Origin of the sequence: Cobetia sp. Dlab-2-AX, from assembly GCF_024124625.1 — a bacterium.
Taxonomy (GTDB): Bacteria; Pseudomonadota; Gammaproteobacteria; order Pseudomonadales; family Halomonadaceae; genus Cobetia.
In genome coordinates, this window is record NZ_JAMXRV010000010.1 from 36,581 (window position 1) to 52,217 (window position 15,637).

Genomic DNA, 15,637 nt, shown 5'->3' on the forward strand with positions numbered 1-15,637 from the left:
CAGGGAGTGTCCTTGAGGAAGAGTCCATCAGGAAAAGCCACGACTGGCCGCCTGTGCTCAGGTCCATGAGCGCCATCAATCGCAAGGCCGAAAGCCAGCATGATGATGCTCAGTGGACTGATTCGTGGCGGGAATCTGATTTTTCCGGATAACAAGCCTGACGAGCCAGCAGGTAAGTGTCAAACCTCTTATGGTGTGAGAATGTAGACAAGTGTCAAAGCCTGTCTATGCCGTGGGGAGTGTCTCCCCGCCTGAAGCCCGGGAGATGCAAGATGTGGAAAGGCCCCTTTGGTGTGAATGACTCCGGTGCGGACGAGGCCAGCGCGTCCCTGACCGCCGAGGAACGCCAGCGCCAGCATGCGCGCCAATTGAGTGCCCATGTGCGCGCCATGCGTGCCTTTTTCGAGGGCTCGGATGGCCAGGACATCCTGACGGCGGAGCGCGAGATGCTGTCCCCGCTGTTCGAGCGCTGCTTCGGTTTTCACAGTCTGAACCTGGGCCCGGGCGGCAATGACCTCCTGTCACTCTCCGCCATCCGCCATGCCATCCAATGGAGTCCCGAGGCAGCGCTTGCCGAGTCGCCTTCCACCTTGATCTGCCCGCTGACGCAGCTGGCATTGCCGGACGAGAGCATGGATCTGGTGATGCTCCACCATCTGTTGGAAGTCGCGCCGGAGCCGCACCGACTGCTGCGCGAGGCGGCTCGTGTCCTGCGCTCCAGTGGCTGTCTGGTCATCGTCGCCTGGCAGCCGTTATCTGGCGAGGGGCTGCTGCGTCTGGACCCGCGCCGTCGCCACATCACTCCCTGGGAGGGGAGCTGGCGAACGCCGGCGGCCCTGCGCGATTGGCTGGCCTTCGTGGATTTCGAGATCGAGCGCATCGACTATGCCGGCTTCCACCTGCCGGGGTTACGCCTGCGACACGGTTGGCTTGAACGTATGGGGCGCCGCTACAACCTGCCGCTGGGCAGCCTGATGTTGATACGGGCGCGGCGCAATGTCGGGTACGTGCAACCCTTGAATGCCAAGCGATCGCGAGTCGCCATTCCCGGTGTCTCCATCGGCCAGGCCACGCGGGTGCATTCCCGGGAGGAGCATGTGAAGCGTGAGTCACGCAAAGACCTGTCCGAGCGCAGCTAGCTCGGCGGCTCGCTGCAGGGCTCCCTTTTCTTCAAGGCTTCAGTCTGGCGGAAGCTGTAAAAAAACACAGGGGCTTTGGCCATGCTGCATGCGAGTGGGTAGAATGACGCTCATTGTGGCGAGGCCTGCTGTTGCCGCGGGAGGGCTACCGGATAGTGATTGTCAGGGGGCGGTTTCCAAGCCCCGCCTCTGCGAGCCAGGCTTGCCCCTGTCGTGACAGCCAGCGCCGTCGCACTTGCCCGTCTTCGTTTCCTTTGTCGAGAGTGCCGTTTGTGAGCCAGAGTTCATCCACGTCCGAACCCCAGAATCTCTCCGCTGTTGCGACGTCCGAATCCAAGGCGGCGCCGACGCGCGTGGTCATCCACACCGATGGTGCCTGTCGTGGCAACCCGGGGCCGGGTGGCTGGGGCGCGATTCTGGTCAGTGGCAAGCATCGCAAGGAACTCAATGGCAGCGAGGCCCAGACGACCAACAATCGGATGGAGATGATGGCGGCGGTCGAGGCGCTTACGGCGCTTACCAAGCGCTGTCAGGTGGTGCTGTGGACCGACTCCGAATACGTCAAGAACGGCATCACCAAGTGGGTGCACGGCTGGGTTAAGCGCGGTTGGAAGACGGCAGCCAAGCAGCCGGTAAAGAATGAAGATCTGTGGAAGGCACTGCTGGCCCAGAGTGAGCGGCATGATATCGAGTGGCGCTGGGTCAAGGGCCATAGCGGCGATGAGGGCAACGAGCGCGCCGATGCGCTGGCCAACGAGGCCATCGACGAGATGCAGCGCCGCCGCTGAGTGCCTCGGCTGGCAGGCACGCCGAGCGCGGTGGCCAGCCGTGTTTGAGCACGGACATGCAGGATCCGATATTGAGGCACCCTGATGCGCGGGCCGAAGCTTGAGGCGGACCGATCAGGGAGCTGTCACTGTTTACCAAGAGGTCTGAGATGCGTCAGATTATTCTCGATACCGAAACGACAGGTATCGACCCGAAGGAAGGCCATCGCCTGATCGAGATCGGCGCGGTGGAGATGATCAACCGCCGCCTGACCGGACGCACCTACCATCAGTACGTCAATCCTGAGCGCTTGATCGATGCAGAGGCGATCGGGGTCCACGGCATCACCGATGACCGAGTCGCCAACGAGCCGGTCTTCGCCGAGATTGCCGATGCCTTCTGGGACTTCATCAAGGGTGCCCAGCTGGTCATCCACAATGCGCCCTTCGATGTGGGCTTCATCGATCACGAATTCGGGCTGATCAACCCCGGGCGTGCCAACCCGCTGGGCCCGGTCGCCGATCACTGCGCCATACTCGATACCCTGAAGCTGGCCCGAGAGAAGCACCCCGGACAGCGCAACAATCTGGATGCGCTGTGCAAGCGCTACGATATCGACAACGGGCATCGCGTGCTGCACGGCGCCTTGCTGGATGCCGAGATTCTCGGCGACGTCTATCTGGCGATGACCGGTGGCCAGACGGCGCTGGGCCTGGACGTGATAGAGGAAGGCGATGGCGAGGAGGGCGGTATCGTCGGGGTTCGTCGCCTGCGTGCCGATCGCCCACGTCTGGTCACGCCCGGCTTGTCCGCGCTGGAACTTGAGCGTCACTCGGCCTGGTGTGAAGAGATTCGAGGCAAGGCGGATGAGTGCCTGTTCGATCGCCTCTCGATCGATGCCTTGGGCAGTCTTGAAGGCGCCAGTCTGGACAACCGAGGTGCCCGCGGAGACGACGCCTGATGTTGATTCGTGATCTCTCGCGTGTGACTCAGCGCCATGGTTATCTGATTCGCGTGGGACGTGATGGCGTGGCGCCTGCGCCGGATGGCGGCATCATCCAGCCTATCGCGGATTGGCCCAGCGGCGCCGTGGCCCTTGGGGAATGGCTGGGCGCACCGATTGCGGTGTTCGGTGAGAATGGCAGTGCGGATTGGCCCACCGCGCGTCAGTGGCTGCATACGCTACCACGTGATCAGTTTCCGCTGCTTTCCAGCGCGCTGCAGGTACTCAAATGGCTGCGTGACCATCGATTCTGTGGCCGTTGTGGCAAGCGCATGAAGCGTCTGGAACATGAGTTCGCCATGCACTGCACCGGTTGTCAGCATCGCAGTTACCCGCGTATCTCGCCCTGTATCATCACGCTGATCACCCGGGGTCGCGAGATGTTGCTGGCGCGCAGTCCGCGCTTCGGGCCGGGCATGTATTCGACCCTGGCGGGCTTCATCGAAGCCGGTGAAAGTGCCGAGGAAGCCGTGCGGCGTGAGGTGCATGAGGAAGTCGGTGTCGAGGTCGGGCGAGTCAGCTATTTCCAGAGTCAATCGTGGCCGTTCCCGCACTCGTTCATGCTGGGCTACTACGCGGAATATGCCGGTGGCGACATCACCATCGATGGTGTCGAGATAGAGGATGCCCAGTGGTTCACGCCGGAAGACTTGCCGGGGCTGCCCCCGAAGTTCTCGATCTCGCATGCCTTGATCGACAACTTTCTGCGCTCGGTCGCGACGGGCCGCTGAAATTGTGAGCCTCTCCCCAAAGAAAACGCCCCGACCATTGGCCGGGGCGTTTTCTTTGGCAGGTGCATCAAGCGAACCTTTCCATCGGGCATGTTCGCAGCGTTGCAGCTGCTCAGCAGACGCTTACTTGTTCGGGAACAGAGACGTCAGCTTGGTGGCCAGCATGATGTTGCCGGTGGCTTTCAGGCGGCCAGTCATGAAGGCCTGCATGCCGTCGACTTCGCCCTTCATCACACCCTTGAGGGTGTCGCTGTCGGTGCTCAGGGTCACGGACGGATCATCGTGCTCACCCTCGCCGACGTCCAGAGAGCCGTCCTTGACGACCATGTAGTAGTCATCGCTGTCGGTGATGTTGAATTGAAAGACTTCATCCATGCCCTTGGCGGCTTCGGGGTTGAAACGGCTCTTGAGCATGTCGATGACGGCGTTGGCGTCGGCCATGGTGATATTCCTTGTCAGTGCTAGCGGTGGAGAAAGGCCAATGATCACGGGGAAAGATGACGTGCATGATGAGGGGGGGGGTCGTTCATCACCTTGCTCACCATGAAGTGATCACGCTGCTGACCTTCAAGACTGACATCAGACTATTTCAAACGAGCGTTCCAATCAAGTCGTGTGATCGATCTGGCGTGTTCCGCGCTTCAGCGCTCAGCTCTGAACCTGCAGAAGTAACGTGCAAACATAACGTACAGGGATAACGTACAGATCCCTTCCAGGTCACCTGGAGAACTCACACAGGCGGCACGCCAGTCCCATGACAATACGAGCAGTGTGAAAGATGCCCAGGCGCCAACCAGCCTTGCAGGCGGGCAAGCTTGCCCCCATATCGAGTATCATCCCGCGCCGGCCCTTTAGCCGGTGATTTCGTTATGGGGTCCTGGTCGTGTGGCAGATGTCTTGACCTTCTGCCTGACAGCCATGCACTCGAGAGCGAGCGTTCGTCGCTCACGTGCAGGCGAGAGATCAGACACCTTCTTCAATGTTTCAGGAGCAAGTGCATGCAATGGATTTCACAGTACGGCCTCTTTCTGGCCCAGGCGATCACCGTGGTGGTCGCGATCGCGGCCATCGTGCTCATCATTGCACGTGCACGACAGGGGGATGCGGGGGAGCGCCAGGCCAAGCTGAAGATTCGTCCCTGGCATGAGCGCATCAAGGGCTATCAACGCGAATTGAGCCACGCCGGACTGGAAGAGGCCGAGTGCGCCGCCAAGGAGAAGGCGCGGGCCAAGAAGCACAAGCAGGAAGCCAAGGCGCTCAAGAAATCGCTCAAGGCCAAGGCGAAAGCCAACAAGGGCGGCAATGCGGACAAGGACGATGCGCCGGCTAGTACGCGTGGGCGTCGGGTCTTCGTGCTCGACTTCGTCGGCGACATCAAGGCCAGCGGTGTGGAAAGCCTGGCTGAGCAGATCACGGCACTGGAAGGCGTGCTGGGTGAGCAGGATGAGGTCGTGCTGCGACTGGAGTCCGGTGGTGGCCTTGTGCATGCCTATGGCCTGGCCGCGGCACAGCTGGACCGTCTGCGTGCCAGTGGTGCGCGCCTGACGATCACGGTCGACAAGGTCGCGGCCAGTGGCGGCTACATGATGGCCTGTGCGGCGGACCACGTGGTGGCAGCGCCCTTTGCGGTCATCGGCTCGATCGGGGTCGTGGCTCAGGTGCCCAATGTGCACCGTCTGCTCAAGAAGCATGATGTGGATGTCGAGATTCTGACGGCGGGGCGTTACAAGCGCACCTTGACCATGCTCGGCGAGAACAGTGAAGAAGGGCGTGAGAAGTTCCTGTCGGACCTGGCGCGCACCCATGAACTGTTCAAGCAGCATGTTGGCAGCCGTCGTCCGCAATTGGACGTCGAGGCAGTGTCCCAGGGCGATATCTGGTATGGCAGTGAAGCCATCGATATCGGTCTGATCGACGAGGTCGGTACCAGTCAGGCGTTGCTGGCGCGCTATCTGAAGGAAGAGGTCAAGATATTCGAGGTGAGTCTCGAGAAGCCGCGCCGCGTGATGGACCGTTTCGGCAAGGGCGTGACATCGAGTCTGGATCGCGTGCTGGACCGCGTGCTGGAGCGCAATGCGGAGTCGCGCTGGCATCAGCAATAAAGGAGATTGCCGTCGCTGGCAAAGATAAGAGGCTTGGAAGGCCATTCCGTGGCCTGCCCGATCTTGTTGGAGTCGGCGAGTGATACAGATGTCCAGCGGGTCACGATCAGCGTGACTCAGCGACATTCCCCTCTAGGGGCGTCAGTCACCGGCTGGCGCCCTTTTTCAGTTATAGAGCTCCTGCAGGGCACGAATGACACCCGTGGCGTTGGGGCCTTGCAGCGAATAGTAGATGGTCTGCGAAGCGCGGCGTGTGCGGACCATGCCTTCACGACGCAGAATGGCCAGATGCTGTGACAACGCGGATTGCGACAGCTCCAGGCGCGAGTTGAGCTCGCTCACCGACATTTCGCTGTCGCTGAGCAGGCACAGGATGCGCAGGCGGTTCTCGTTGCCCATCGCCTTGAGCAGGGCAGTGGCTTCTTCGATGACGCGGTCACCGGCCTGGTGCAGGGTGATGGCATCGCTGGACACTGGCATGGGGTTATTCCTTGCAGCTGTAGAAAGTGTTGCGTTCATGCGGTCTCTCCCGGTCGGTCTATCTTGGTGCATCCCGAGGGACGCAATGGGCCATTGGCATGTTGTTATGACTTAACCTTGTTTTAGTGAATGATCAATAACTCCGCCTGCTACGTCCAAGAAAATCTTAAACGATAAATCATCGACTATGTCGTTCTCAGGCTTTGACTTTTTGTCGCATCTGCTGTGAGACCGTGTTCAAGCGTATGTTTTATTGCGCGAATGACGCCTTTCACGCTGTCAGCTCGTCTGCGACCAAGGATTGAGTCTAAGACCATCAGACGCTGAAAACGGTGAGCTGAGCAGGTTTGAAGGGCGATTTTTGGCCTAAGGTTTCAACGTAACTATCGGTTCAGGCATCTCTGTCCTGCCTGTCCTACCTCCATCGTCGTCTGTCGCATCGTCGTTGGTGAGCGACATCAATGACGACATGAAAAGAGGTCCGGTCAACGGGCCCCGGAGACAAGGCCTTGCGTCAGGACAGGCAAGAGATGCCCACAAAGCCATTCGTGGATCATGAGGTACGCCATGCCCGACGCCAATCACACCTGTGCACGCGAGCGTTATCTAGCTCTGACGGCAAGAGCCAACGAGACGCCAGAAGACTTCTGGGCTGAGCAGGCGCAACGCATCGCCTGGTTTCGCCCGCCGCAGACCATTCTGGCCTGGGATGAGCAGCAGCATGCGCGCTGGTTCATCGATGGCGAGATGAACATCTGCCATGCCGCGCTGGACCATCATGTCGCCAATGGGCGCGCGGATCAGGTCGCGTTGTACTGGGACTCGCCGGTTACCCAGAGCAAGCGGCAGTACACGTTTCGTGAGCTGCGTGATGAGGTGGCCCTGCTGGCGGGGGCGCTGCGCAATCTCGGGGTGGAGAAGGGCGACCGTGTCGTGCTCTACATGCCGATGGTCGCCGAGGCCATGATGGCGATGCTGGCCTGTGCACGTCTCGGGGCGGTGCACTCAGTGGTCTTCGGCGGCTTTTCCCCCAAGGAGCTGGCGGTACGTATCGATGACGCCGCGCCCAAGGTGATCATGGCGGCGTCCTGCGGGGTGGAAGTCGATCGCATCATTCCCTACAAGCCCTGGCTGGATGCAGCCATCGAACTTGCCGAGCATACCCCGCAAGCCTGTCTGATCCTGCAGCGTGAACAGCAGCGGGCGACACTCGGGCCGCGTGATCATGATTGGCATGAATGTCTGGCCAGCGCCCAGGCCACCGAAGCGGTCAGCATGCTGGGCAGCGAACCTCTCTATGTCCTCTATACGTCCGGCACCACCGGCAAGCCCAAGGGAGTGGTGCGTGATCACGCCGGCTACGCCGTGGCGTTGCATTATTCAATGCAGCTTCTCTATGCGACCCGCCCCGGCGATACCTTCATGGCGGCCTCGGACATCGGCTGGGTCGTCGGCCACTCCTATATCGTCTATGGCCCGCTGTTGATGGGGGCCAGTACCGTCATGTATGAGGGCAAGCCGGTCAAGACCCCTGATGCCGGAGCCTTCTGGCGCTTGATCGAGGAATACCGCATCAACTGCTTCTTCACTGCGCCGACGGCATTTCGCGCCATGAAGAAGGAAGACCCGGAAGCCAGTCACATGGCCAATTACGACCTTTCCAGCCTGCGCAGTCTGTTCCTGGCCGGAGAGCGACTGGACCCGCCGACCTATCACTGGCTCGCCGATCTCCTGCCGGTGCCGGTCGTCGATCACTGGTGGCAGACCGAAACCGGCTGGCCCATCGCCGGCAACCTGCTGGGCTTCGACATGTTCACCGAAGGCAGCCGCGAGGTGAAGGCGCCGGTCGAGGCGCGTGCCGGTAGCGCCACCTGGCCGTTGCCGGGCTTCAATGTGCAGATTCTCGATGGCATGGGAGATGAGGTGCCCACGGGAGAGCAGGGCAATGTCGTGTTGCGCCAACCGCTGCCGCCGGGCTGCCTGACCGGACTCTATCAGGACCCCGGACGCTTCCATTCTGCCTATCTTGCCGCCTACCCCGGCTATTACCTGTCCGGTGATGGCGGCTACTTCGATGAGCAGGGCTATCTGTTCGTGATGGGACGCATTGATGATGTCATCAATGTGGCGGGGCACCGTCTGTCGACGGGCGAGATGGAGCAGGTGCTCGGTGCACACGCCGCGATCGCGGAATGCGCGGTGATCGGCATCGAGGATTCGCTCAAGGGCGAGATGCCGATGGGGCTGGTGATTCTCAAGGATGGCTGGCAGGGGGATGAAGCCAGCCTGTGCGCCGAGCTTGCCCAGCGGATACGCGAGGAAATCGGGGCCTTTGCCTCGCTCAAGGAGGTGCTGATCGTCGAGCGCTTGCCCAAGACTCGCTCAGGCAAGATACTGCGCAAGATGATCCGTCAGATCGCCGCGGGCGAGCAATACCAGGTGCCCTCGACGATAGATGACCCCTCAAGCCTGGAAGATGTGCGTGAGGCGCTGAGCGAGGCCGGCGTCGGTCAGGCGAGAGAGGCACGTAGCGCATGACTCGAGACGCATGAGCCGATGCAGTGATATCGCGGACGCATGACGCGGCCCGCGCTGCTCCAATAATGAAAAAGCCCCCACCATGAGACATGGCGGGGGCTTTTTTTCTGCAAGGCAGCATTTATTGCATCAGGTGCGTGCCACGACCGGATTGGCCATCTCGCGGCGTGCAAGCCAGGCAATGCTGATGACCAGCAGACCCGCCAGGCTCAACCAGCCAAACAGGGTGCTGTCGGTCAGGCCCATCACCAGGTAGGCGATCAGCGAGATCGCGGCACCCAGCAGGGCGTAGGGCAACTGGGTGATCACGTGATCGATGTGATGGCAGCTGGCACCCGTCGAGGACAGGATGGTGGTGTCGGAAATCGGCGAGCAGTGATCCCCGAACACGGAGCCGGCCAGCACCGCCCCCATCATCGGCAGCATCATGGCGAGCTCGGTGGCGGCCGCCATGTCACCGGCGATGGGCAGCATGATGCCGAAGGTGCCCCAGCTGGTGCCGGTGGCAAAGGCCATCAGGCCGGAGAGCACGAACAGCAGCATCGGCAGCCAGGTCGGAGACACGACGCCCTCGACCAGCGTGGCGAGGTACTGACCGGTCCCCAGGGAGCCGATGATGCCGGTCAGCAACCAGGCGAAGACGAGGATATAGACGGCCGGCAGCATGGAACTGGCGCCCTGGGCGATGGCGCTGAGACTGCGACCAGCGCCCATGCGATGCCGCAGCAGCATCGCTACCGCAGCCAGCAGACCGATGGCGCCGCCGATGATCAGCGATTTGGCGACATCCGTCAGTTCAAAGGCGCGAATCAGGCCGAAGGCCTCGCCCTCGGCGGCCAGTGCACTGGCGCCGGTCTGCACGATCATGAAGAAGGTCGCGATGACCAGCACGATGATCGGGATCAGCAGGTCCATCGGGCGGCCACGCTCGGACTCTTCCACGTGGGTGTTGCCCGGCGGATTGCCGCGCTTGGCATCGAAAAGCTCACCGTCGCGCGCCGCGATGGCATGACGGCGCATGGCACCGAAGTTGATGTCGAACCAGGCGGAGGCGATCACCAGCACCAGCGCCGCAATCGCGTAGTAGTTGAAGGCGGATAGCTCGAGGAAGGCACCGAACGGGCTGACATCCGTGATGTGGTGGGTCGCCAGAATACCGGCGATCAGGCTGATGATGTAGGCACCCCAGCTGGAGATCGGCGTCAGCACGCAGACGGGCGCGGCGGTGGAGTCGATCAGATAGGCCAGGCGCGCGCGCGACAGCCCCTGACGATCGGTCAGTGGACGACAGATGTTGCCCACGGCCAGGCTATTGAAATAATCATCGATGAAGATGAATACCCCCAGCAGCACGGTCATCAGCTGCGAGCCACGGCGGGTAGTGACTCGCGCCCGCGCCCAGTTGCCGAAGGCACGGGTGCCGCCTGCCAGCGTGATCACGCCAACCATGGCACCCAGTGCAAGCAGGAACAGCAGGATATAGACATTCCAGCTGTTGAGGCTGGCATCGGCAAGCTGATCGCTGTCCGGCATCTCGATGAAGACGGCAACCAGCTGTTGCCAGAGATAGTGCAGCGTGACGAGCGGCGAGAAATCATTCAGCAGCAGGGCGCCTGACACGATACCCAGCCCGAGGGAGAGCATGACACGACGTGTCAGTATTGCGAGACCGATGGCTATGATCGGGGCGAGCAGCGAAAGCGGGGACGCCGCGTAGCTGGTCAGTTCCATGTATCACCTGTAATCAAAGGCAGGCGCCGGGACAAAGCGCGCTACCGGGTGCCGTGATGGCGGTTATGGTGCGTGGGTGTCAGGGAGTTGCACCGCCTGATCGCAGCGCACACTCACGGGATCGCCGTTGCGCAACGGCAATCGATGAGTCGCGAGCCTGCGCTCGACAAGTCCTGGGCCGCCACTGGCAGGCGGCGACTTCCGGAAGGGGGCGCATTATGCCCGAGCCAAACAAGACGTGAAACATTACCGTGTTCACCTAAAGTCTAGATCGCAGTGAAAAACACCGTCATTGCGCTATTTCTCCCCTAGAATTCGGGCGCAGAAGACCGCTATACAGTGGGCTCTTCTTGCTTATCCCCGTGGGATATGAAGAATGGCGCTCACCAAAGCATGTCGAGCAGCCCTATCGTAGTGGTTGCTCGCTGTCAGTCGCAGGAAAGTCATGGGCTTTCCGTTGCCCTGGCAGCGTCGACAAGACCAAAAACCCGCCAAAGCGAGACCGACATGTCGGAAACAACGTCCATCATTCCAGCGCCGATTCTGGCGTTGATCGATGCAGGCAATGGCCTGCTGTGGGGCAGTGTATTGATTTACCTGCTCATCGGAGCGGGTCTCTTCTTCACGGTCATGACCAAGGGTATCCAGTTCCGTTATTTCAGACACATGTGGAAGCTGCTGGCCACATCTCGTCAGGGCAGTGAAGGGGGTATCTCTTCCTTCCAGGCGCTGGCCACTTCTCTGGCGGCGCGCGTCGGTACCGGTAACCTCGCCGGTGTCGCCGTGGCGATTTCCCTGGGTGGCCCGGGCGCCATCTTCTGGATGTGGATGACGGCGCTGGTCGGCATGTCCACCAGTTTCATCGAGTCCACCCTGGCGCAGGCCTACAAGGTCTCCCACGATGACAATACCTTCCGTGGTGGTCCGGCCTATTACATCGAGAAGGGCCTCGGTCAGCGCTGGATGGCCATCCTGTTCTCCGTCTGTCTGATCATCGCCTTCGGTCTGGCCTTCAACTCCGTGCAGTCCAACTCCATTGCGTTGGCCATGGAGCAGGCCTTCAGCGTGCCGCCGTGGATCATGGGTGTGGTGCTGGTCGTGGTCATGGTGCCGATCATCTTCGGTGGCATGAAGCGCGTCACGCGCACCGCTGAGCTGATCGTGCCGATCATGGCACTGCTCTATCTGCTGCTGGCCATCTTCGTCGTCGCCATCAACATCACCGAGCTGCCGGCGGCGCTGGGTACCATCTTCCGCAGTGCCTTCGGTCTTGAGCAGGCCGCAGGTGGCGCGCTGGGCTACACCATCGCCCAGGCGATGATGAATGGTATCAAGCGGGGTCTGTTCTCCAACGAAGCGGGTATGGGTTCCGCCCCGAACGCCGCCGCAATGGCGACCACCAAGCATCCGGCGTCCCAGGGCTTTGTCCAGATGCTGGGCGTGTTCATCGACACCCTGGTCATCTGCACTGCGACCGCGGCCATCATCATCATGAGTGGCACCCTGGGCAACGATGGCGGCAATGACGGCATCCAGATCACCCAGGTGGCGCTGTCTTCTCAGGTCGGTAGCTGGGGGGGCGGCTTCGTGGCGATCGCCATTCTGCTGTTCGCCTTCACCTCGCTGGTGGCGAACTACTCCTATGGCGAGTCCAATATCGAGTACATCGCCGGCAAGAAGAACGCCAAGGCCGTCGTCATGGTCTACCGCTTCGCCGTGCTCGGCATGGTCATGCTCGGCGCTGTCGCCAGCCTGAAGAACATCTGGAACTTCGCTGATCTGTCGATGGGCGCGATGGCCTTGATCAACCTGATCGCCATCCTGCTGCTGTCGCCGCTGGCCTTCCGTATCTTCAAGGATTACGACCGTCAGCATAAGGCCGGCAAGGAGCCGACCTTTGATCCGGAGCAGTTCCCGGAGCTCAAGGGCAAGGTCGATGCCAGCATCTGGAAGAAGTGACTCTGAGACTCGCTTTCTTTGCAACGTAAGGGGCACCGGGGGAGACTGACGGCCTGATCATCTGGCCAGATTTTACCCGCAGGTACCTGTCAATGGCCGCGCATCGTGATACGATGCGCGGCCATTTTGCGTTCTGACGATGTGCAAGCCGCCCTGCGGTTGTCAGTGGAGCATGTCGGCTGCCGCTTGCCAGCAGTGCTCAATCGTTGCGCCTAGGCGTCAGCGGCCGAATGCCAGTCGATGGCAGTGATGTCAGCATCGACGATGCAAACCTCAACACGCTCGTGACAGGGTTCCCTCACCCCTGGACGACGGCTTTGATCCAAAAAGGACCTGCAATGCTACTCCTCTCGTCTGCCCAGACGCAGCGCGCACTCGTCGCCCTGGCCCTGTTTCACATCCTCATCATCACCGCCAGCAATTACCTGGTGCAGTTGCCGATGACCCTGTTCGGCTTCCATACTACCTGGGGCGCCTTCAGTTTCCCGTTCATCTTCCTGGCAACGGATCTGACGGTTCGTCTGTTCGGTAAGTATAAGGCGCGGCGCATCATTGCACTGGTCATGCTGCCGGCGCTGTTGGTCAGCTACATGGTGTCGGTGATGTTTCAGGCGGGCAGCTTTGCCGGAGTAGAGGCGCTGGCTGACTTCAATCTGTTCGTGGCCCGTATCGCGCTGGCAAGCTTCATTGCCTATGTGATCGGTCAGTTGCTCGACATTCAGGTGTTTGATCGTCTGCGTCGCAATGCCCACTGGTGGATCGCGCCGCTGGCGTCGACATTGTTCGGCAATCTCGCTGACACCTTTGCCTTCTTCTCGGTGGCGTTCCGCAACGGGCCCGATGCCTTCATGGCGGCTCACTGGATCGAGATCGCCTGGGTGGATTACGCGATCAAGCTGGCCATCTCGATATTGCTGTTCCTGCCGATGTACGGATTGTTGCTCAATCGCCTCACGAATCAGTTGCTCAAGCGCGGCCTGGTCGATGAGCGAGAGCCTGTTTGACATAAAACTGTCATATCATTTTCTCTCGTTTCGCCGTTGTCAGTCAGGGATATGGCGCCGGATTGTGCTAACGTTGCACAAACTGGAATGAAGGGAGGGAGCCATGAAAATTGCTGCGGTGTACAGCATCAAAGGGGGCGTGGGCAAGACTGCTTCTGCCATCAATCTGGCGCATTGTGCCGCCAACAGTGGCCTGCGTGTGTTGCTGTGGGATCTTGATCCGCAGGCCGCTGCGACCTTCTACGTGCGTACCAAGCCCAAGCTGAAGGGCGGGGTCGAGAAGCTGATCAGCGGCAAGCAGGACATGTCCCGCGTGATCCGTTCCACGGATTATCAGAACCTGGATGTCCTGCCGGCGGAATTCTCCTACCGCAATCTTGACCACATACTCGAGGAAGAGAAGCGAACCCGACTGCGCAAGGTCCTCAAGCCGGTACGCGATGACTACGACCTCGTCATCCTCGATTGTCCGCCGAGCATTTCCAGTCTTTCCGAGCAGGTCTTCGCCGCTGCCGATACCCTGCTGGTGCCGATCATTCCCACGGTTCTGTCGCTGCGTACCCTGGAGCAATTGAACGCCTATCTGGCCGAGATCGATCTCGATGTGCCCGTCTGGCCGTTCTTCACTCTGGTGGATCGCCGCAAGACATTGCACAAGGATGTGATGGAATCGCTCAAGCAGGATTATCCGCTGCAGCTCAGTGGTTTTATCCCGTATTCCAGCGTGGTCGAGCGTATGGGAATCGAGCGCAAGCCCATCGGGACTTTCTCGCGTAACAGCTCACCGGCCGTCAGCTATCGCAGCCTGTGGCAGGAAATCGGCCAACGCCTGAGCCTGCTCAAGGAGCCGACGGTGTCGCCAGCGCCAGCCGCCGCCAAGCCCGCAAGCAAGGAAGCTTCGAGCAAGCCAGCGGCCAAGCCTGCCGGCAAGAAAGCGCCCAGCACTGACAAGAAGCCGGCGAGCAAGGACTCTGCCAGCAAAGACACCAGCAAGGCGACCAGCAAGGTGACCAGCAAGTCGGCCGCCAAGGGCAAGAAGAAGGGCGGTAACCTGGGCGATTGATGCCGAGTGTCAGCCAGCCAGAAACACAGAGCCCCGCCAATTGGCGGGGCTCTTGCGTATTGCAGCGGCAGACTGTCATTAACGTCACGTCATGAAAGTCATGTCATCACAGTAGCGTCACTACTGTCTTTGACGAAGCACTTCGCTACAACCCCGGCAGCCCTGAACTGGCATCGGCTTCTTCCAGCAGGCGCTTGAGCGGGGCATGCAAGGCCGGTGAGGCCACCACAATATTCTCGCCATAAAGCTCATCGGGAATGCCGTCCGGGCAGCGATACAGGTGCCCCGTGCGTGCGCCGGCTTCACGCGCGATCAGAAGGCCCGCCGCAAAGTCCCAGGGGGAAACGCTTTCGTAGTAGGCATCCAGACGTCCGCACGCCACATCACAGAGATCCAGCGCGGCACTGCCGTTGCGGCGCACATCCTGGCAGACCAGCAGCATGGCCGAGAGGCGCTTGAGTAGCGGCGGACGGCTGTCACGGTTGTAGGGGAAGCCGGTCGCGACCAGTGCGCGGCTCATCTCATCGGTCTCGCTGACCGAGATGCTCTCACCGTTGAGCCAGGCCCCCTTGCCGCGGATGGCGGTGAAGGTCTCGCCGAGGAAGGGGGCATGCACGACCCCCATCTGGATCTTGCCGCGCTCGCACCAGGCGATGGACACGGCGACATGGCGCAGGCCATGGGCAAAATTGACGGTACCGTCGATGGGGTCGATCACCCACAGGCCGCCCTTGGTACCGATCACATCCCGCTCAGGCGACAGCTCTTCGGTAAGGCGCGCATCCTCGGGAAACTCGGCTTCGAGCGCTTCCGCCAGGAAGGTATCGATCGCCACGTCGATGTCGGTGACCAGCTCATCGCCTTTCTTGAAATGGTGCGCGAAACTCTGTTCCTCGCGCGCTTGCACCATGCGTTCACCAGCCTGTCTGGCCAGTTCCGTTGCTCGTTCCAGGCGTTGTTCCAGCGTCATGTGGCTCTCCGGCAGCGATGATCAGGTCGGATGAGACAACCCTCACTCATCCGATGCCTCCTTGTATAACAGACTCATGTGGCGAGTTCAGCCTCGGGCAGTGAGCGCCGGCGCATGAAACAGGTAATGAAAGCGTCGATTCATCTCAT

At 60.8% G+C, this 15,637-nt stretch carries 13 protein-coding genes; 9 read left to right on the plus strand and 4 right to left on the minus strand.

Translation table 11 applies throughout. The features are described from left to right. The first annotated feature begins 272 nt into the window (after positions 1–272). The 4 genes from NH396_RS14655 to nudC all read left to right on the plus strand — a co-directional run bounded on the left by NH396_RS14655 (position 273) and on the right by nudC (position 3,641). Positions 273–1,139 (plus strand): class I SAM-dependent methyltransferase, encoded by an 867-nt coding sequence (locus NH396_RS14655; RefSeq protein WP_253064644.1) that lies wholly within the window; start codon positions 273–275, stop codon positions 1,137–1,139. 353 nt (positions 1,140–1,492) lie between these two features. Further along, positions 1,493–1,927, plus strand: coding sequence for a ribonuclease HI (gene rnhA, locus NH396_RS14660; protein WP_054556047.1), 435 nt, complete (start codon positions 1,493–1,495; stop codon positions 1,925–1,927). A gap of 149 nt (positions 1,928–2,076) precedes the next feature. Next, entirely contained in the window at positions 2,077–2,868 is a 792-nt protein-coding gene (dnaQ, locus tag NH396_RS14665) for a DNA polymerase III subunit epsilon (protein ID WP_253064646.1), read from the plus strand. Further along, a complete protein-coding gene (gene nudC / locus NH396_RS14670; protein WP_176676983.1) occupies positions 2,868–3,641 on the plus strand; it encodes an NAD(+) diphosphatase in 774 nt (257 codons plus the stop codon). Before dnaQ ends, nudC begins: the two co-directional genes overlap by 1 nt. Before the next feature lie 123 nt (positions 3,642–3,764). Here the strand turns inward: nudC and NH396_RS14675 are convergent, their stop codons facing one another. Beyond that, a complete protein-coding gene (locus NH396_RS14675) occupies positions 3,765–4,082 on the minus strand; it encodes an SCP2 sterol-binding domain-containing protein (RefSeq protein WP_253064648.1) in 318 nt (105 codons plus the stop codon). Between the two features lie 557 nt (positions 4,083–4,639). Between NH396_RS14675 and sohB the strand changes: the two genes are divergently transcribed. Then, on the plus strand, positions 4,640–5,743 hold the full coding sequence (gene sohB, locus NH396_RS14680) for a protease SohB (RefSeq protein ID WP_253064650.1): 1,104 nt from the start codon (positions 4,640–4,642) through the stop codon (positions 5,741–5,743). Positions 5,744–5,908: 165 nt separating this feature from the next. On the opposite strand, the gene NH396_RS14685 is transcribed toward sohB, so the two are convergent. Continuing rightward, positions 5,909–6,223, minus strand: a complete 315-nt coding sequence (locus NH396_RS14685; RefSeq protein WP_253064652.1) for a metalloregulator ArsR/SmtB family transcription factor — start codon at positions 6,221–6,223, stop codon at positions 5,909–5,911. A 567-nt stretch (positions 6,224–6,790) separates the two neighbouring features. Here NH396_RS14685 and NH396_RS14690 point away from each other — a divergent pair. Further along, positions 6,791–8,761 carry an acetate--CoA ligase gene (locus NH396_RS14690; protein WP_253064654.1) on the plus strand — a complete coding sequence of 657 codons (1,971 nt, stop codon included), beginning with the start codon at positions 6,791–6,793 and terminating at the stop codon, positions 8,759–8,761. Between the two features lie 129 nt (positions 8,762–8,890). Here NH396_RS14690 and NH396_RS14695 read toward each other — a convergent pair whose 3' ends face one another. After that, positions 8,891–10,492 carry a Na+/H+ antiporter NhaC family protein gene (locus tag NH396_RS14695; protein WP_253064655.1) on the minus strand — a complete coding sequence of 534 codons (1,602 nt, stop codon included), beginning with the start codon at positions 10,490–10,492 and terminating at the stop codon, positions 8,891–8,893. 507 nt (positions 10,493–10,999) lie between these two features. Here NH396_RS14695 and NH396_RS14700 point away from each other — a divergent pair. From NH396_RS14700 to NH396_RS14710, 3 genes are all read left to right on the plus strand, one after another. Beyond that, positions 11,000–12,451: a sodium:alanine symporter family protein gene (locus NH396_RS14700; protein WP_253064656.1), complete on the plus strand. Its 1,452-nt coding sequence runs from the start codon at positions 11,000–11,002 to the stop codon at positions 12,449–12,451. Between the two features lie 338 nt (positions 12,452–12,789). Further along, the gene (locus NH396_RS14705; protein WP_253064657.1) at positions 12,790–13,455 is read left to right on the plus strand and encodes a 7-cyano-7-deazaguanine/7-aminomethyl-7-deazaguanine transporter; all 666 of its coding nucleotides are present in this window, start codon (positions 12,790–12,792) and stop codon (positions 13,453–13,455) included. 103 nt (positions 13,456–13,558) lie between these two features. Then, positions 13,559–14,518 carry a ParA family protein gene (locus NH396_RS14710; protein ID WP_306424423.1) on the plus strand — a complete coding sequence of 320 codons (960 nt, stop codon included), beginning with the start codon at positions 13,559–13,561 and terminating at the stop codon, positions 14,516–14,518. A 145-nt stretch (positions 14,519–14,663) separates the two neighbouring features. Here the strand turns inward: NH396_RS14710 and NH396_RS14715 are convergent, their stop codons facing one another. Next, positions 14,664–15,488 carry an inositol monophosphatase family protein gene (locus NH396_RS14715; protein WP_253064658.1) on the minus strand — a complete coding sequence of 275 codons (825 nt, stop codon included), beginning with the start codon at positions 15,486–15,488 and terminating at the stop codon, positions 14,664–14,666. Positions 15,489–15,637 lie beyond the last annotated feature (149 nt).